14 protein-coding genes and 3 pseudogenes are annotated in these 17466 nt (G+C 52.8%); 10 read left to right on the top strand and 7 right to left on the bottom strand.

The annotated features are described in order from the left end of the window. Positions 1–43: 43 nt before the first annotated feature. The 7 genes and pseudogenes from AAGQ88_RS11610 to tssI form a co-directional block, all read right to left on the bottom strand. Positions 44–514, bottom strand: a complete 471-nt coding sequence (locus AAGQ88_RS11610; RefSeq protein WP_342655421.1) for an SMI1/KNR4 family protein — start codon at positions 512–514, stop codon at positions 44–46. Between the two features lie 10 nt (positions 515–524). Further along, positions 525–1603: pseudogene (locus AAGQ88_RS11605) on the bottom strand (RHS repeat-associated core domain-containing protein); the annotation flags it as partial. Positions 1604–1701: 98 nt separating this feature from the next. Then, positions 1702–2049: a hypothetical protein gene (locus tag AAGQ88_RS11600; RefSeq protein WP_285426624.1), complete on the bottom strand. Its 348-nt coding sequence runs from the start codon at positions 2047–2049 to the stop codon at positions 1702–1704. After that, entirely contained in the window at positions 2046–6287 is a 4242-nt protein-coding gene (locus AAGQ88_RS11595; RefSeq protein ID WP_342655420.1) for an RHS repeat-associated core domain-containing protein, read from the bottom strand. The genes AAGQ88_RS11600 and AAGQ88_RS11595 overlap by 4 nt, the downstream gene beginning before the upstream one ends. A gap of 3 nt (positions 6288–6290) precedes the next feature. Then, positions 6291–6758 (bottom strand): DUF1795 domain-containing protein, encoded by a 468-nt coding sequence (locus AAGQ88_RS11590; RefSeq protein WP_342655419.1) that lies wholly within the window; start codon positions 6756–6758, stop codon positions 6291–6293. Positions 6759–6794: 36 nt separating this feature from the next. Beyond that, positions 6795–7379 (bottom strand): hypothetical protein, encoded by a 585-nt coding sequence (locus tag AAGQ88_RS11585; RefSeq protein ID WP_342655418.1) that lies wholly within the window; start codon positions 7377–7379, stop codon positions 6795–6797. A gap of 11 nt (positions 7380–7390) precedes the next feature. Then, positions 7391–9241 carry a type VI secretion system tip protein TssI/VgrG gene (gene tssI / locus AAGQ88_RS11580; protein WP_342655417.1) on the bottom strand — a complete coding sequence of 617 codons (1851 nt, stop codon included), beginning with the start codon at positions 9239–9241 and terminating at the stop codon, positions 7391–7393. A 737-nt stretch (positions 9242–9978) separates the two neighbouring features. On the opposite strand from tssI, the gene AAGQ88_RS11575 reads away from it, so the two are divergent. From AAGQ88_RS11575 to AAGQ88_RS11530, 10 genes and pseudogenes are all read left to right on the top strand, one after another. Continuing rightward, positions 9979–11448 carry a DUF6861 domain-containing protein gene (locus tag AAGQ88_RS11575; RefSeq protein WP_342655416.1) on the top strand — a complete coding sequence of 490 codons (1470 nt, stop codon included), beginning with the start codon at positions 9979–9981 and terminating at the stop codon, positions 11446–11448. 8 nt (positions 11449–11456) lie between these two features. Beyond that, positions 11457–11789: a hypothetical protein gene (locus AAGQ88_RS11570; protein ID WP_285424798.1), complete on the top strand. Its 333-nt coding sequence runs from the start codon at positions 11457–11459 to the stop codon at positions 11787–11789. A gap of 230 nt (positions 11790–12019) precedes the next feature. Next, positions 12020–12226, top strand: a complete 207-nt coding sequence (locus tag AAGQ88_RS11565; protein WP_285424797.1) for a hypothetical protein — start codon at positions 12020–12022, stop codon at positions 12224–12226. A gap of 686 nt (positions 12227–12912) precedes the next feature. Then, on the top strand, positions 12913–13320 hold the full coding sequence (locus AAGQ88_RS11560) for a hypothetical protein (protein ID WP_285424796.1): 408 nt from the start codon (positions 12913–12915) through the stop codon (positions 13318–13320). Positions 13321–13433: 113 nt separating this feature from the next. Continuing rightward, positions 13434–13754, top strand: a complete 321-nt coding sequence (locus tag AAGQ88_RS11555; protein WP_342655415.1) for a hypothetical protein — start codon at positions 13434–13436, stop codon at positions 13752–13754. A gap of 736 nt (positions 13755–14490) precedes the next feature. Beyond that, positions 14491–14790 (top strand): annotated as a pseudogene (locus AAGQ88_RS11550) (DUF6861 domain-containing protein); the annotation flags it as partial. A 116-nt stretch (positions 14791–14906) separates the two neighbouring features. After that, on the top strand, positions 14907–15437 hold the full coding sequence (locus AAGQ88_RS11545; protein ID WP_285424793.1) for a hypothetical protein: 531 nt from the start codon (positions 14907–14909) through the stop codon (positions 15435–15437). 89 nt (positions 15438–15526) lie between these two features. After that, positions 15527–15881 (top strand): annotated as a pseudogene (locus AAGQ88_RS11540) (DUF6861 domain-containing protein); the annotation flags it as partial. Positions 15882–15996: 115 nt separating this feature from the next. Continuing rightward, positions 15997–16296 carry a hypothetical protein gene (locus tag AAGQ88_RS11535; RefSeq protein WP_342655414.1) on the top strand — a complete coding sequence of 100 codons (300 nt, stop codon included), beginning with the start codon at positions 15997–15999 and terminating at the stop codon, positions 16294–16296. A gap of 696 nt (positions 16297–16992) precedes the next feature. Then, complete coding sequence (locus AAGQ88_RS11530; protein WP_342655413.1) at positions 16993–17280, top strand: hypothetical protein; 288 nt, start codon at positions 16993–16995, stop codon at positions 17278–17280. Positions 17281–17466: the final 186 nt, after the last annotated feature.

The following is a 17466-nucleotide window of genomic DNA, read 5'->3' as shown; positions in this document are numbered from 1 at the left end:
GAAGGGTATTGTTGCTCAACACGAGTCACCAGTGAGCAATGTTTCACAGTTCTGCAATTGCTTGTCTGACGCTAGCACATAGAAAATCCCCAAAGCTTTGATACAGCACAGTTTTGGCTCCATCACGTTTAAATGAAAGCTCAGTTTCTACCACAACCGGCTCGCCAGACGGACCGAGGCATGCGGTATCTATAGAGTAAATCGGGCCATACCCTGACGCTTTAACTACAATCATCCCGCTATCAGCATCGCCCTGATCCCGCGCGGCTTTTGTAGCAAATAGCACGCTTGGGACTGCTGTAGCCGCCACTCCGCTTTTAGTAATCCCATAATAAGTATCTCCTGCAAAAGACAACGCACCGTACTTTCTCAAAAAAAGTTTATAGCTTTCTGGAAATATCAAATTTAATGCCATTTCAAACTCAGCGATAGCTTGCTCGCTGGTAGGACCCGAGAATGCCGGATCTTCACCACTCGCCTTTATTTCGGCATCGAGAACCTCGATATAACTCATAAAACCCCCATTAAAAATCTAAAGACCTTTCTTTCCAGTAAGTTTTTTTCCACGTATTAAACGGACCGCGATTCATGCTTGGAGGCGCGCTATTATAAACTCGCCTTAATCCATCAGAACCTACCCAGCTTTTATCCCACTGATTTGAATACATGTGCAATACGCGGTCGTTCTTAGAATGGAAACTACTAAGAATTTCTGCCATTGATCCAGGCTCATCCTGAGTCAGGTGATGAAGATTCACTTCGCTACCATCCTTTCCTATCGGAGCATCGCCCTTTTTCATACGCTGAATATTTGTCCTGCCGAAATCATCTACATGATTGGGGTCAAAAATATCGTTCCTTTGATAAACCTTCCTACCGGCGACATTTTTGGGGCTCCAGCAGGCCCATCCGAGAGGATCGAGCCATACCATCGGGTTGGATGCATATTGATATAGGTTCAAGCCCCCCATCAACCCAATCGGATCCTGGGTATTAAACCGCCCTACCTGCGGATCGTAATACCGAAACGTGTTGTAGTGCAGCCCCGTCTCGTCGTCGAAATACTGCCCCTGGAACCGCAGATTCTGCTCGAGCCCGTTGACTGCTAGCGCCTCAATCTCACCCCACGCCGTGTAGGTGGCCTGCCAGACAATGCTGCCATCAACGTCAGTCATTTCCAGCGGCGTGCCGATCTGGTCAGTGTGGAAGTAGTAGAGCTTCTGTTCGGCCTCACCTTCCTGTTGATCCACTCGCGCAAGGGTGCGTAGCTGCCGGGCTCGTAAACATAAAGGCTGCTCTGCCACGGCGTCTCTTCGCGCAGCATCCGCAGACCTTGCCAGAGAAAATGCTTGTGTTCGGTCTGCCCGTTTATCTCGGACGTCTTGCCGATGCGCCGTCCAAGGCTGTCGTAACGATAGGCTCCGATGCCTTGTAGTTTGCCGTTCACCAACGTTTCAGCTTTGACGAGCCGATTTTCGCAGTCGTAGCTGAATGTCTGCAGCTTGGATAAGCCCACCCGCTTTTCAATCAGGTTGCCCCACGCATCGTAGGCATATTCCTGATCACGCCAGCGTTTGATGCGGTTGTCTTTGACCTCGTCAAATATTTGAAATACCAGTTATACAGTAGAATATTGACATGCGAGCTAAAACAGGACTTAATAAAAATATCTGTTCAATAGACTGACTAGTCATCAAACCATCAGTCAAAGCCTAGAAAGTCATCATGATCCATATAATAATTTAGTGCCGCAATGACATCCCCCAGAGTCGCAGATGGTTTCTGATCATAAACATGATCTACAACATCTTTAAATTGCTGACCGTAATAAAGTAGCTCCAGATTATTATTGCACACAAAATCACTGTGGACCTCGGTGTCATCAACAATTTCTGGATATCGATCTAAATAACAGGCAAGACTTTGCGATATTTCACCAACATCCTCTTCGGCATAGACACAAAGATCATCCATAACGATGTCCCCTGCAAGTACAGCCTGAATAATTAAGCCAATTTCCGCCCGCTCTTGAATATTAAGTTTACTCATCCGCAAGATCCTTTTAGTGGTTGCCCAGTTTTACCGTTGAGTTTACCTTTTCTCCCATCCTTGCCTCCGCCCCATATATCACGCCCACCCTTACCTGTGGGATGGTAGATCCCATGCTTCGATGCGTGATCAGCTCGATCCACGAGTTTTAACACGCCAACATCCTCATGATGGTGCCAAGTGAGCCCTGCCGGGCTGCCAGCCATATTAGGTTTTTTCATCCACGTGTCCAGTTCAGGGTATCGTCCGAGCATGTCTCGGCGGAAGGACGCGTCTGTATTCATTTTGCCGATGAAGTTTTGGTTTGCACGGTTGAATTGCACTCCGTCACTCGAGTAGCGAAGATCTGAAGGGACGGCAAAACTGTCGAAGGAATGGTAGACATTATCTATCCGCGTGCCCATCCATCCAAATGGATCTATCCAACCGGTAGCACTAGGCGCGTATTGATATAGATTGAATCCACCTACCAATCCAATCGGATCCTGCGTAAAAAACCGCCCTACCTGCGGATCGTAATACCGAAACGTGTTGTAGTGCAGCCCCGTCTCGTCGTCAAAGTACTGACCCTGGAACCGCAGGTTCTGCTCGACCTCATTGACGACTAGCGCCTCAATCTCACCCCACGCCTTGTACGTCGCCTGCCAGACGATGCTGCCCTCAACGTCGGTCATTTCCAGCGGCGTGCCGATCTGGTCGGTGTGGAAGTAGTAGAGCTTCTGTTCGGACTCGCCTTCGTTTTGGTCCACTCGCGCAAGGGGCGCGTAGCTGCCGGGCTCGTATATGTAAAGACTGCTCTGCCACGGCGTTTCTTCCCGCAGCATCCGCAGGCCTTGCCAGAAAAAGTGTTTGTGTTCGGTCTGGCCGTTGATTTCGGACGTTTTGCCAACGCGTCGGCCAAGGCTGTCGTAGCGGTAGGTGCCGACACTCTCCAGTCTGCCATTGGCGAGGGTTTCAGCCCGAACCAAACGATTTTCGCAGTCATAGGCGAACGTCTGCAGCGTGTTCAGCCCTACCCGCTTTTCAATCAGATTGCCCCACGCATCGTAGGCATATTCCTGATCGCGCCAGCGTTTGATGCGGTTGTCTTTGACCTGGTCGAACTGGCTGGTGTTGAAGTTCAATCGGTTGGCGGCCGCGTCGTAGCGGAACTCCTCGCTGTCGACGAGTCTGCCCGTATCGCGGCTGTGCAGCTGGCCGTTGGCTTCGTATTCGTACTTGATCTCGCCGCGCAGTTTGTCGAGGGTGCGGATCAATTCGCCAGCCGGGTCGTATTCGTGGCGGCGATGAATCGGGTTCTGGCCGTGTTCAACCAACAGGCTGTTGTCGCCGGGATTGTGAATCTGCGAGAGCTTGTCAGCCGGCATCGTCGATGCAAACTGCCAGCTCTTGCGGCTCATTGCGTCATAGCCGAAGCAGCTGGTGAGTTTGCCCTGGGTGCGCAGCACCTCGCGGTGCAGGTCGTCACGCTCCATGTCGCTGATGAGCAGGCCATCGAGGTTGAGTTGGTGCAGATGACCGCTGCCGTAGTACAGATGGTTGAGGTGCTGGCCTGTCGGCAATGTCAGCGTGGTGAGGTTACTCAGCGGATCGTATTCGTAGTCCAGCGCGCCTTGGGGCGTGGTCTCTTTGATCAGACGGCCCAGCAGGTCGTACTCGAACGCGAGCGTTTCTTCCCCAATGCCGAGTTTCTTGCCGATCGATGTAGGCAGCCGCGCAATCGACAGCAGGCGATCCACATCGTCGTAGGTGTAATCCTGACGTGCATCCTGGTTGAGTTTGGCGAGCAGACGGCCTATCGAATCGCGTTCGAATTCGGTGCTGCGCTGTGGTCGTTCCGCCCGTTCGCCGTAGCCGATTTCATCGACGCGCGTCAGATGCCCGCCAAGGTTGTAGCTGAAACGACGCGTCAGGTTGTCGATGCGTTTTTCTTCGATCAGACGATCCGAGGCGTCGTAGGCGAACTGATAGGCGGCGTTGTTTTCATTGACCAGTGCAGTGAGGCGAATGGCCTTGTCGTACTCGTAGCGAATTCGTTGGCCTTTGGCGTCCTGGCGACTGCTCGGCAATCCGCGCGCGGTTCGCAGCAGACGCGTGGCCTGGCCTTTGCCGTCGGTGTGCGTCAGCACCTGACCGAGGGCGTTGTAGGTAAAGGACTCGGCAGTACCGTCCGGGTGATCGATGCGCAGTACTTCGCCGTCAGGCTTACGCTCAAGCCTGGTGGTCTGATTCAACGCATCGGTGACGGCCACCAAGTGAGCGCGGTCGTCGTAGGTGTAAAAGGTGCTTTTCCCCGAGCAGTCCTGAAAGCGCTCGACCTGAGCCAAGCCATTCCACCACAGATATTTCGACTTGCGCGTCGCGTCGATGATGGTATGCGGCAGGCCGTCGTCGCTGTTGAGGTATTCGGTCTTGTGGCCGAGGGCGTCGGTTTCGGCGATGAGGTTGCCCTTGTCGTCGTAGCGCGCCTGCCAGACGCTGCCGTCCGGAAATGTCGTCTCGGTAATCAGCGTGGTGCCAAGGTGGTGCTTGTATGTGGTAATGCGGCCTAGCGGGTCGGTTTCTTCGATCAGGCGGGAGAAATCGTCGTATTTGAAGATCAGTCGGTTGCCGTCTGGCAGGCTGATCCCGGTCATGTTGCCAGCTTCGTCGAGTTCAATGCCGTAGCGCTCGCCGCCAAAGTCTCGGCTGGCAGTCACTCGTCGGTCTTCGTTGTAATGAATTTCCAGCTCGCGGCCCAGCACGTCGGTTGCCCAGGATGTGCGGTTCCTGAAGTCGTAGCGGAAGTGGAAATGCTCGCCATCACTGGTCCAGTGCTCGACCACGCGCGGCTGGCCGTCGATGGTTTCCCAGCGATAGTTGCAGCTCAGCCCCAACGCATTGCTATGGGTCGCCATGACACCTTCGGCGTAACTGAAACGACGCATCGAGTCGCCATTGCGGTTGATGACTTCGATCAACTGGCCGTTGTCGTCGTAGCGATACTGGACCAGCGTCTCAACGGCCTCGTTGTCGACTACACGCTTCACGTCGGTCAGGCGGCCTAACGGATTGTCGTAATGCAAATGAACGCGCACACCACCGGGGGCACTGATGTCCGTCAGTTTCCCACCCTCGCTGCGTGTGAAATGCAGGTAATGACCTAATGCATTTTCCAGTCTTTGAAGAGGGACCGCTGTATTGTCGTGGGGCACTTCCCCGAAATAGAAAAAGATATTGTCGAGGGTTTGCAGCAGATAGTGGCCACCTTCGGTTCGAACCAGAAAGATCTGCTCATAGGGGTTGTAGATACGCTCACCCGGTTCCAGATCGACAAACGGAACGCTTCGGCCTTGATTGTCGGTGAGGTAGACGAAACTGCCACTCCGGCGCAGGCTCTGCTCCCACGGCAGCACCCAGCCTCGGCCCAGAACGCTGTCCACGGTCAGATCACTGGCGTAAAAACGTGACCACTCGATGGGCATCAAACCCGGCAGGACAAAATCAGTTTCGCCTGAGTCGAGGAGAAGTTTGCGCCCGGTAGTGAGGTCCACCGGGTGGCCCGTCAGACCACCAATGGCACGCTCGATGGCTGGCCCAACGATGAAGCGTCCGGCGAGATAGCTGCCGGCAACGGTCGCACCGAATTTCAAGGCACAGGGTCCTGCGGCCTTCAGGCCTTGCATCAAGCCTAACTTGGCGACCGAAAGTGCCGCGCGCCCCATCGAAGCGACGATCATCAAGACGTCAACGGCGATACGAAGCTTATCGGGAATTTCCTCATCGACATCCAGGTAGCGATAAGTACCGCCACCGATGTAAACATTGTTCGAGCCCGTTGAAATCTTCGCTCCGCAGGTCAGCTTGTCGCCCTTACGCGCCGCCGCCACGCTATTGATAAAAACGTTGGATGAACCTTCCGCCACCATCACCGGTGCCGGATGCTTTTCGCACCGGCCGATGCTTAAAGTGGCGTGAGCAGCATTGCGACTGTTGATGAATACATCGGTCGAACACCCCGAAAGTTCTATCCCTCCAGAAGGTGAACTTAAAAGCCCTCCTAACCACTCGCCGGCCATAGGTACCGCGCTTGCAATCAGCCCGACTGCGAGCCCCAGCAACAAGCCGCCTATGCCCGCAGTACAAATCGAGAATGCGGCGTATGTCGCAATAGCTAACCCGATTACCGCACCAGCCAGAAATCCGCCCAAGGCACCAGTGTGTTCAATTCCGTCGTTCCATCGCGCGGCTTCGAACATAGCTTATTCCTGCCCGGATGTTTCGGCGGGTGGCGCAGCACGGTGACGCGGCTGGAAGCTGGCGAGCAGTCGAAGCCAATTTTCGTTTTGAGAAGCGCCAAAATCAGCCTGGCTTGTCGTCGAGAAAACCAGGATCCGACCCGACTCGATTTCAAAGGCGGCCTGGCGCTGATAAACCGGACGACCTTCATTCATGTAGTAAGCATCCACCTGAACGCCCGCGATGGGTTGGTCCGTTGACAACGTAGCGGATTGTTTACCGAGCAGTGTGTAGCCGCGCAGTTTTGAAGCGATCAGTTTTACCTGGCGATCAATGTATGCCTTGAGATCTTCAGCCGGGAGCATATTGTCACGGGAAACAGTGACATTCAGGGGCGCAGGAATCGTGTTGCCAAGCACGAACATATTCACCGTGCGGTCCTGAAAACCCTCTGGCAATACGATAGATCCTTCCTGAAGTTGGTAGTCCATTGGAGACGTGTTCCATGAGTGAAGTGGGTGAAAGGTTCAGCCGGCCACGATGTCGCTGAGCATCTCGTCGAAGTCGATCAGCCAACTCGCCAGCGCTGGAAGATCGGGATTGATTACCGTGGAGACACTGAACCATTGCCGTTCGCTGCCGTTCGCCGAGTCGATGATCGCGCTGATCGCCCGACCATGACGGCGCTCCTGATTGGCGGCGAATATGTAGTCCACGGAGATCGCCGGATTTCCGGCCAGCAGACAATCGCTCTGGCGGACGATAGTGATGTCGGGGTGGTATTTACGAAGATTATCCACGTAAATATCTGCCGAGCGTTGCAAGGTAAGGCCTTCAGGTGCCGGGCGACGCTTGGCGCCGAACGTGACCGGGTGGCCGTCTCTCTCCAGCGTGGTGTCGATATCCCGAAAGTTGAAACCTTGCGGCATCAGGAGCGCTAACCCCGCAACCTTCAACTCATTGCGGGCAGGTTGCAGAGGCAACACGGGTACCGGCTCAGGTTCGATCACCACAGCAGGAGCATTAGCGGCTTCTTCTGCTTGCTGACGGGCGAGGGCTTCGGCTGCCAATCGCTTTTCGGAGATGCGGTCATAAATACTGGTTCTGGCCATCGTCGGACTTCTCACTTGTTGATATCGACTCGATCACCTTTAACGAAGGTGTTTTTGCCGAGAATATCGATGGCGTTGCCTTTGATCTCGATTCCATCAGGCGTCAGCGTAATGCTGCTCTCGCCCACCTGAAGAATGATGTGCTGCTTGGCACTGACCTGGATGAACTGGTTGTCGACCTGAATCGTCAACGAGCCTTCCTGCACGTTCATCACCGTGTCTTTCTTGATCGTCTCGGTGTGAGTGCCGCCCACGGTAATGGTCCGGTTCGCGCCGACGTGATGGCTCTCGTCGACCTCGATCTCGGTGTCCATGTTGCGTTCGGCGTGCATGATGATCTGCTCGGCGCCAGACTTGTCTTCGAAACGGAAGAAGTTCGCAGTGCCGCCGTCGCCCTTCATCGACCGCGTCAAGAACCCGCTCTGCGTTTTGTTCGCCGGCAGCGACCACGGCGGGGTGTTCTGGCTGTTGTAGAGGCTGCCCATGATCAGCGGGCGGTCGGGGTTGCCGTCGAGGAAGACGACCACGACTTCGTCACCCACCCGCGGGATCTGGATGCTGCCGAAACCGCCGCTGGCGCCGGATTGGGCGACGCGCACCCAGCAGGAGCTGTGGTCGTTGTACTGCCCGTTGCGATCCCAGTGGAACTGGATTTTTACCCGACCCAATTCGTCGGTGAAGATTTCTTCGCCGGGCGGACCGACGATGATGGCGGTCTGCGGACCGGGAATCGTCGGGCGCGGCGTGGACAGTTGCGGACGAAACGAGATCTTTTTGCGCACGCAGGTGAAGGTGTTGTAGTAGCTCGCGGGGTGGCCGTTGAGGTAGTTGTTGTGGCCTTCGCTTTCAACGCCCATGAGCAGAAACTGACGGTCTTCGGCCGAGCCTTGATCGTGGTCGTAATGCTGCAACAACTCAAAGGTGTAACCAGGCTTCATCGCACGGCAGTTGCTCGCGCCGCTGAAGCTTTTGCCCTTGAGCTCCAGCGCTTCGACCCGCAGACGCACCAGCGCCTCGCCCTCGTCGTAGGTGCCGTGGGTGTACTGGCCGGGGAAGTCGTAGATCTCGAAGTTTTGGACATCGCCCTGTTTGTTCAGGCTGTTCATCGTCACCGGCAGCCGGTTGTTCGGCTGGCGGTAATCGAAGGTCTGAACGGCGATCTTGCCGGACTGCAGTTGGCGGTTGCCGCTCCATTGAGTAATGGAGTCTGCGGTCTCGGTGACGGAAGCGGTGTGGAAGCGGATCTGCGGCTGTTCAGGCAATGGCACCAGCGTGCTGGAGTCATCGCAGATGATCATGGTGTGGCCTTCGGCGGTGTGCTCGAAGTAGTAAAACATCCCTTCTTCTTCCAACAGGCGCTGGACGAAATTGAAGTCGGTTTCACGGTATTGGGTGATGTAGGTGTAGCGCTTCTGAGGCTTGGTCAGACGGAACTCATGGCGGGAGAACGCCGGGCAAAGCGCGAATACCTGGGTGACGACTTCCTCGACCGTATTGCCCTGAAAAATCCGCGTGTCGAAGCGGTTTTTGAGCATCGAGAACCAGGGATTCAGCGTTGCGGTATAGCGGGCCATGCCGCCGTCGCTGCCGATGCTGGCGAAGCGCGTGAGATAACCGGCCAGATAACGTGGCGAACCAGAGGCGAGCTCGATTTCGATGGTGACCAACTGGCCCATCATGGACTTGAGCTCAACCCCGGAATCTTCGCAGACCAGCAGCAGTTCGAAGCTGTAGGCCTGCGACAAGCCTTCGCGCCCTTTGAAGGATTCGATGAGCAGTTGCTGCTCAGGATTGGCAAGGTTGTTGAACTTGAACAGACGCCGGTTCTGAGGCGAGAGCAACGCGGCAAGGTCCATCGACATGTGTATCTCCTTGGGGCATGGGGGACAACGCTACCGCCATGCTCAGCAACAACAGGTTACGAGCAACAAGGGATCAAGACCCCTGCAGCACCATCGCTGATTCACCGACTGCGCAGTACTGCAACATGCACCGACTCCGGTAGCCTTGTTCCGAACGCTTCGTAGGACATTAACTACCCGAATGTGTAATCCATATGTCAGCGCAAGATTCGCCGGCGAACTGCGAATAACGATGAATTAAAACCACTGGCAGGCTGCATTCGTCTCGACGCTTCGACGCTCTGCGTACACGCTGGACAATGCGACCGCGAAACAATGTGAAAGTGCCACTAGCGCGCCAGAAAAGCGAACAGGGTCACAGTCTCATAATTGTTACAAGTGTCCGAAAGCGAGGAAGGAGACACTCCCGGGCGGTGTCATGTCAACCCGCTGACCGGTTTTTGCGAAGTCATTCGCAGTGCACCCGTTCACTGATGTGGTGAGATTGCCGGATATTCAGTCTGGCAAAAGCAGAATAATTCGAGCCATAACAGCGGATTAACGGGCTATATGAGAGAAGTGCTATCCATATGACATCATTGCCGAGTGTAACGCATTTGAGAAAAATGCAGCGCTTCTGGAAATTTAATGTTCAAGTAGCGGTCTGACCGGCACTAGTGGCTACCTGATATCGAGTCATTCGCCGTATCGCGACCCGTCTCTACGACCGGCTCTCAACCAAGGACAGTGATGTGTAAATGGATCTTTTAGCCCACGTGCCCAGTTGGGACGACATCGAACGAAATCTGGACCATAAATTCAGCGAACTGAACCAGAGCGTCAGCCACGGTTTGCAGAGCGCCCATGACGGCTGGGACGGTTTCACCCGCCGAGTCAGTAACGGCGCAAGCCAGGCGTACGGCGCCATGGGCGGCCACCGGATAGACTATGTCCGGCAGGCGATGGCCCTCTCCTACCCGATCATGCAGTCGGACCTCTCGCGCAAATGGGCGTCGATCAACATTGCGGACATCTTGCCGGTGTTACTCAAGCTGGTGCAGGAAGTCGTGATGATTCTCGGGGGGAGCGTTGCCGTTGGTGGCGCCATCGGGGGCGCAGTCGGCTCACTTGCGTTTGGTGTTGGCGCTGGCCCCGGCGTGATGGTCGGCGGTGGAATCGGTTTGCAAGTCGGCAACCTGATCCTCATGGGCTTGGGATTGGCGGCCATCGCCGAATATTTCTATCAGGGTTTACCGGCTTGCCTGTCCACGCTGCAAGAAGGTCTCGCCACCGCATGGAATGCCGAAAACGGCGTAAAGCCTGCGGGGCTTGACCCCACTGGCGGCTCGGCAGCAGTTATCCAGGAACGAACCGAACGTGCTGCCCGGCAACTCGCCCGTGGGCAGGAGCAACTGGTGTTGCTACTGCTGACAGCCATCGTGACGTACCTGACACGCGGGCAGATGAAGGCGGGCGTGATGAACAGCGTGGAGAGCATTGCGACGCGCAGTGCCACGCTTCAGGCGAGTATTTCGAACAAGGAGTTTGCGAGCTGGCTGGGTAAGAATCAGAGCAGGATTCTGGCGGAGCCGGAGTTGCAGATCAGGAATGCGACGCCATTAGGAAAGATAGACCCTGAACTCGAGGCAATGCGGGAACACTACGCGAAGCAAGATCCTGGTTTCGTATCAACGGATACGTTGCGCAAGAAAACCATCACTTTTAAACCAATTGGTCTTAGCGGCGAGCAAATCGATGATTACTTAGCCACCTCAGACGGAAAAAAATACTTAGCCAAGCTTATTGCAGCAGATCCCAAGGCAAATCTAGAAGAAATATATGCAAGGGCATATGGACAAATAGGGTCAGGCAGTACAATTCCGAAAGTTGTCAATTTGAACAGCCCACTAGTAAAAATAGCGCCTGTAACGGAAGAAAAAATCAGTGATTTCTCTCCCTTCTTTACGACGATGAAGGAATTGAAGGCTGCAGCCAGCTCTGATAAAACGCTCGCAGACTCACTTGGATTGCCATTAATAAGTGAAGATGCAAAGTATAAAATTTATGAAATCACGCCCCTGAGTCCAACGGAGGTCTTCGTTAACGAAATTGCACCAACAACAGAATTCGGAGGTAATATAGCGAGAACAGGCGGGGGTACGCAATTTCTGGTGCCAAACCGGAAGGAATGGTCCGCCGCAAAGCTCATTGGCGAAATTGACAATTAGGAACCATTATGGACACCAACCTTCTTAAACAAGCAGCCAAGCACCTACGTGAAAGGCTTGACTTCTATAAATTAACCGATCGTGCGGCGGTAGCTCTATACGCTGATTTAGAACCCTTACTCTTGGCGGCCGAACAGGGGCTCATTAAAGATAAACTCGAACCGAGAGACATTCCGGGCTATAGATTGATAGTCGATACCAGCCTGCAACAATATGACGACTTGTCAAAGGCATACAGCAAATTTTATTTGGAACTTACAGACGGCCGCAACACCAAGGCTTATCAGATCATTAAAGACATGTTAGAAAACAACCCTAAAGCGGATGATAGCTTTTCATAACTCGAGAGCGTTGAACGATGCGAAGCTTCCTCTATTCAGCGAGATTGGACGAATCCGAAATCAGTTTTTTTGATATCTACCCAATCTTAGCGATACCTTCGTCTTTGGTACGTGCGCTTAAGGATGCTCCGATCAACTTGCCGCACCGAGGCGCACATCATCCCAAGGAGTGGGACTGTCTGGCGGACACATTCAAAAATACGTTTTAAATTTATCGGATCTACCATGCCATGAGCCGCCAAAACTTATCCAGACGAAAAATCGAACAAGCAATCCGTGCTGTTGACGACACCCATCAGCCCTCGATAGAAATATTGAGCGTCACGAGCGAAAATCAGCTAGAGCATTTCAAGGAGCGGCTGTTAGAAGCGTTGGTGAGAATTATGGAAGACATGGTGCCGGATCGTGAGTATCGCGAACTCGGCATCGCGAAATAATTACAGACCAATGGCCTTACAGCCTCGCCCTCGGCGCGACTATTGTTGAGGCGGAGCATGCCTATAAAGCGATATGAATACAGAGCCACCGGCACTCTACACAACTGGCAGATTTTTAATCCTGAACAAACGGCAGGGAGCACATGCGACGTTCTTATCGTGAAAGACGCAGCTTATTTTTTTTGGGGTGGGGCGCAAGGCGTGCCTCCAAGCGCCGACGATTGAGCTAGGCCCGGCAGCGGCATTACGGAACGAACGCGCGACGCAATACAAGATTTGATTCCAAACTAAGCTGGTAGGCGCGAGTGAAACAGATCGACAGCATCGGAAATGGATAGTGAACGCAAAAGATCTTCAGATATCAGCACTTAGGTTAGAAAAATCACTCATCGCATTTGCGAAAAGAGACGTCGAGGCATCAGCGCTCTATGCTGATTTGAAGCCGTTGCTGAAGCTTGTGAAGGACGGGGTAATCACCACTCCTTGGGAGTGGGGACAGATTCGAGGACGATACCGGTTCAGCGAAAGAGGGCTCCAGGCGTACGAAGAGTTGGAGCAGGCGTTTGCAACTTTCTGCGTCGAGCTCACGGGAGGTGAGACGCCAGCTCTGAAATGGATGCGTGAATTCAGGTCTCAGGATAACTAGGTCAGAGAAACCCAACTAAAAACCGACAAGGGATGTCAATATGGCCAGGCCCATCCTAAACCGACTCCTGCTTGCATTAGCAGCTACCCTCTTCTGCATCACACCGACTTATGCTCGGGACAGCGAACGAACGCTCCGCAGCGTCATTGCCGAACAACAAAAACAGCTTCCCATCATGCTCGACCCGATAACCCGGATCGACAACATCAGCTACGCCAATCACAACGTGATGTACAAAATTTCGCTTTATAACTATAAAAATCGCCCTGGCGAGCGGGTGTACTACGAGAGCTACCTGACTCAGCAGATCCAGAAAGCGCTGTGTAGCCAGACGGCCTATCTACTCTTGCTTGAGCTTGGGAATACGATCACCTACAGCTACTCCAGCACCCAGGCAGAGCCGATTACCGAGATAACCTTCGGCCCGGAGACCTGTCCAAAAATGTAATTGGTGATTCTTGCGATGAAAAGGCATTTACAATTTCAGAACCCTCGATATGACAGATACCATTCCAACAATCTCGACGATGACACGCATTTCCGCAGATAACCGGGAGAATCATGGACATTCTGGCCTTAAAAAAATCCGCAGTAGAGCTGCGGAAAAATCTGGAAATTTATAAGAAAAAAGAGCCAGCAGCGGTGGCCCTGCATGAGAATTTGGAGCATTTAATATCTGCGGCGGAGCGAGGCGAAATTACCATTCCAGTTGAGCCTAGAGACATACCAGGTAGTAAGATTATGGATGAGTCAAACCTTAGAAAATATCAAGACCTTTCGGAGGCTTACAGCACCTTCTATATCGAACTTATCGGAGTCCGTGGCTCAGAGTCATATAAAATGATGGAGGACATGATAAAAGCGTTCAGGAGCCAAAAATAAGCTATGGTAGGGTTCGGCCGTTGGATCGGATCTATAATCATGCCGGATGCCAATCTAATCAGCCGTAGAGAGTTCTCCAGAGCAAACTTGGAAGCGGCCATTTTATACAATTGACGCTCTCCGACTTAGCAGACGCAGGCATTTTTGGGATCACTGCCCCGCAGGCACGGAGGTTTACATTGGTGAGGTAGGATCACAGTGAGGTTTTTATATGGGCGGCACCCCGCAAATCGTGGTAGTTAATCCATGGATGATCGAAGGGGTTCAAGTAATAAGTTCGAGTCCTTTAAAATGAAAAATCTAAGCCAAATAAATGTCATTATGATCCGGATGTCTGCCCTGCTGCGTGCTGGAAACAAAGAATCGTGGGCCGAACGACTTGATGACTACCGTGCAGAATTATCTATCGACTATGACTTCGCACTCTCGCACATAATCAGATTATATGGCGGAATGGGGTCTCTCACCGATATTGTTTTGTACCACAACGGACAGCCTCAAATTAGTGAAAACAATGAGCTTGCCAAATTGCGAACACAGTTATTCGAGCTTTGCATGCAACACTGACGCGGCCCGTACTCTGACGCAGTCATATTTCAGTTTCAGAAAGATTGAGCTTGCAAAGTGCCCGAGCACAGTGTAAAGGACAGATAATTGGTATAAAGGTCCCGAGCACTGGCTTATAGATACCGGCGCGCGTGCTGCCAATACGCGTTCATTTATCCTCCCGTTTACCATTTTCCGCAAATGGGCGCCGATCAACATCGCGGGCATCTTGCCGGTGTTGCTCAAGCTGGTGCAGGAAGTCGTGATGATTCTCGGGGGGAGCGTGGCCGTTGGCGGTGCCATCGGGGGCGCTGTGGGCTCTCTCGCTTTCGGTGTCGGCGCTGGCCCCGGCGTGATGGTCGGCGGCAAAATCGGTTTGCAAGTCGGCAACCTGATCCTCATGGGCTTGGGACTGGCGGCCATCGCCGAATATTTCTGCGAAGGCCTCCCGGCTTGCCTGTCCACGTTGCAGGAAGGTCTCGCTACGGCGTCCTGGGGGATTAACTTTTCCTGGCGGATGCGTGAAGCAGTGTTAGACAACGTATCTATCCCTCACAACAATAGTATAGATACAATCATGCGTAGCCAAAAGGTACTGAAAATTCAATGAGCAATGATCCGGATGACATCCTAGCGATTGCGCTAGCCAATGGTGAACTTGATAAGTTTCTGGTAGGCGAACCATTTTATTTTTTTGAGACCAAAGACGACAATGATGATCCTCAAAATGTCGTTGTGGCATTCGATCTTTTGTTCATGCCTTACTTTCGCTCAGGCGATAAACTGTTTCAGGCGACGCTTGTCACTTCTCTAGTTAAAATGCTTGAAACTTATCCGGACCGAGATCGAGCAATTTATATGGCTCAGCGTTGGATCTGGTATTACAGGTTCTGCATATCAAAACGAAACGCCCAACCTCAAGGAGTCTATGCCGCCCTCCCGGACATAGATCTAACCGCCCCTTCCATCGTACTGAAACGACAAATGGAAGCTAACAAAGCTGAACTCATTGAGGACACTCGCTGGGCTGGCGCTACTTGGAATAGCAAATATGGCCTATGGGAGCCTTTGGTGCGTACTGCCCTGCACGTGCGCGACAAGTTAGGCGGTCCTGATTACGTACCCACAAATGCTTAAAATTAACGCAGGCAAAAATTGTGGCAGTATCAAGTTCCAGGCGGCCGGCAGGTGCTGATTTTAGGGGGAGTGTGGCCGTTTAGAGCGCCATCGGGGCGCTGTGGGCTCACTCGCTTTCTGTGTTGGCGCTGGACCGGGCGTGATGGTCATGGGCCTGGGACTCGCGGCCATCGCCGAATATTTCTACGAAGGCCTCCCGGCTTGCCTGTCCACATTGCAGGAAGGTCTTGCAACGGCATGAACTGCCGAGGCTGGCGTAAGCCCGTGGGGCTTGATCCTACTGGCGGCACGGCAGCGGTTATCCAGGAAAGAACCGAACGTGCTGCCCGGCAACTCGCTCGCGGGCAAGAGCAACTGGTGTTGTTGCTGCTGACAGCCATCGTGACGTACCTGACACGCGGGCAGATGAATGTCGGCTTGATGAACAGCATGGAGAGCATTGCGCCAACGATTGAGCTAGGTGGAATAGTGGAACGCACAGGTGAAGCGATTCATTATGTTGTACCAAACCGAGGTCTCTGGACTCCAGCAAAACCAATAGGTTTCATAGGAAATAGCCATGAACATCTTCAAAATTAAAGAACTAGCAATTAGATTGGAGCAGGAGCTTGTTGCACACTCAAAGATAGACCCAGAGTCAATAGGTTTGCACTCTGATCTCAAACCTTTATTGGAGGCAGCGAAAGCTGAAAAGATATTGGCTCCACTTGAAACGAGGGACGTTCCCGGGCGGTATCGCTTTACGGAGAGGAACCTTCAACAATATGAAGAATTAGAAGATGCCTTTGCTAAGTTCGCGATTGAAGTGACGGGAGGCGAGCCACCGGCACTTAAATTATTCCGAGAATCCAGAAAATGACAATGCGACATATGTCGGGATAGCCATCGTGCAAATGATGACTTTGTCATCTTCTAAAAGCGCGTTTGAAGGTAGGTTTCCCGCAATTTGGGGCAATGATTTCGTAGGGCACTAATACTAAGGAAATATGTGCAGCTAGACCATATAAGCCCGGACGGTGCCGAGCAAAGCGTAGAGTGTACGATCAGAAATGACGCCTTAGCAGTTATCGCTAGCTCGGTATGGTTAGGATCATTGCAGGCGGCGACCGTACTCCCTATTATTGGGTTTGATCACCCTCGAGCCCGAGCAAGCCACTGAAGCGCTACGAATCCTATGGATTTAGGCTTGGCCGCCATCGCCGAATACTTCTAGAAGGCCCCTCGACAGCGTTGAACGATGCGAAGCTTCCTCTATTTAGCGAAATGTGACGAATCCGAAATCGGCTTTTTTGATATCTACACAATCGTAGCAATACCTTCGTCTCTGGTACGTGCGCTTAAGGATGCTCCGATCAACATGCCGCACCGAGGCGCATAACACGGGAAACTGTGTGGAAAATCGGCACATGCGCGATTAATGGATCGTTTTTTCGACAAATAGCGACTAATTTTGGGAAAATCCGGCTATGGAAGGACGCGCATCATCCCAAGGAGTGGAACTGTCCGGCGGACACATTCAAAAATACGCTTTAAATTTATCGGATCTGACAATACCATGAGCCGCCAAAACATAGCCAGACGAAAAACCGAACAAGCAATCCGTGCTATTGACGACGCCCTACATCAGCCCTCGATAGAAATATTGAGCGTCACGAGCGAAAATCAGCTAGAGCATTTCAAAGAGCGTTTGTTAGAAGCGTTAGTGAAAATTATGGAAGACAACGTGCCGGATCGTGATTATCGCGAACTCGGCATCGCGAAATTAATTACAGACCAATGGCCTTACAGCCTCGCCCTCGGCGCGACTATTGTTGAGGCGGAGCAAGCTTATAAAGCAATTTGAATACAGAGTCACCAGCACTCTAAACAACTGGCAGATTTTGAATTCTGAACGAACGACAGGGAGCAGATGCGACGTTCTTATTGTGAATGACGCAGTTTTTTTGGGGGGGGCGCCGAGCGTGCCTCCAAGCGTCGACGATTAAGCTCGGCCCGGCAGCGCATCATGGAACGAACGTGCGACGCAATG

It is taken from the genome of Pseudomonas sp. F3-2, from assembly GCF_038804275.1.
In the GTDB taxonomy this organism is placed as follows: domain Bacteria; phylum Pseudomonadota; class Gammaproteobacteria; order Pseudomonadales; family Pseudomonadaceae; genus Aquipseudomonas.
The sequence above is the reverse complement of the archived record's forward strand: the minus strand, read 5'-3'. Positions and strand labels throughout refer to the sequence as shown.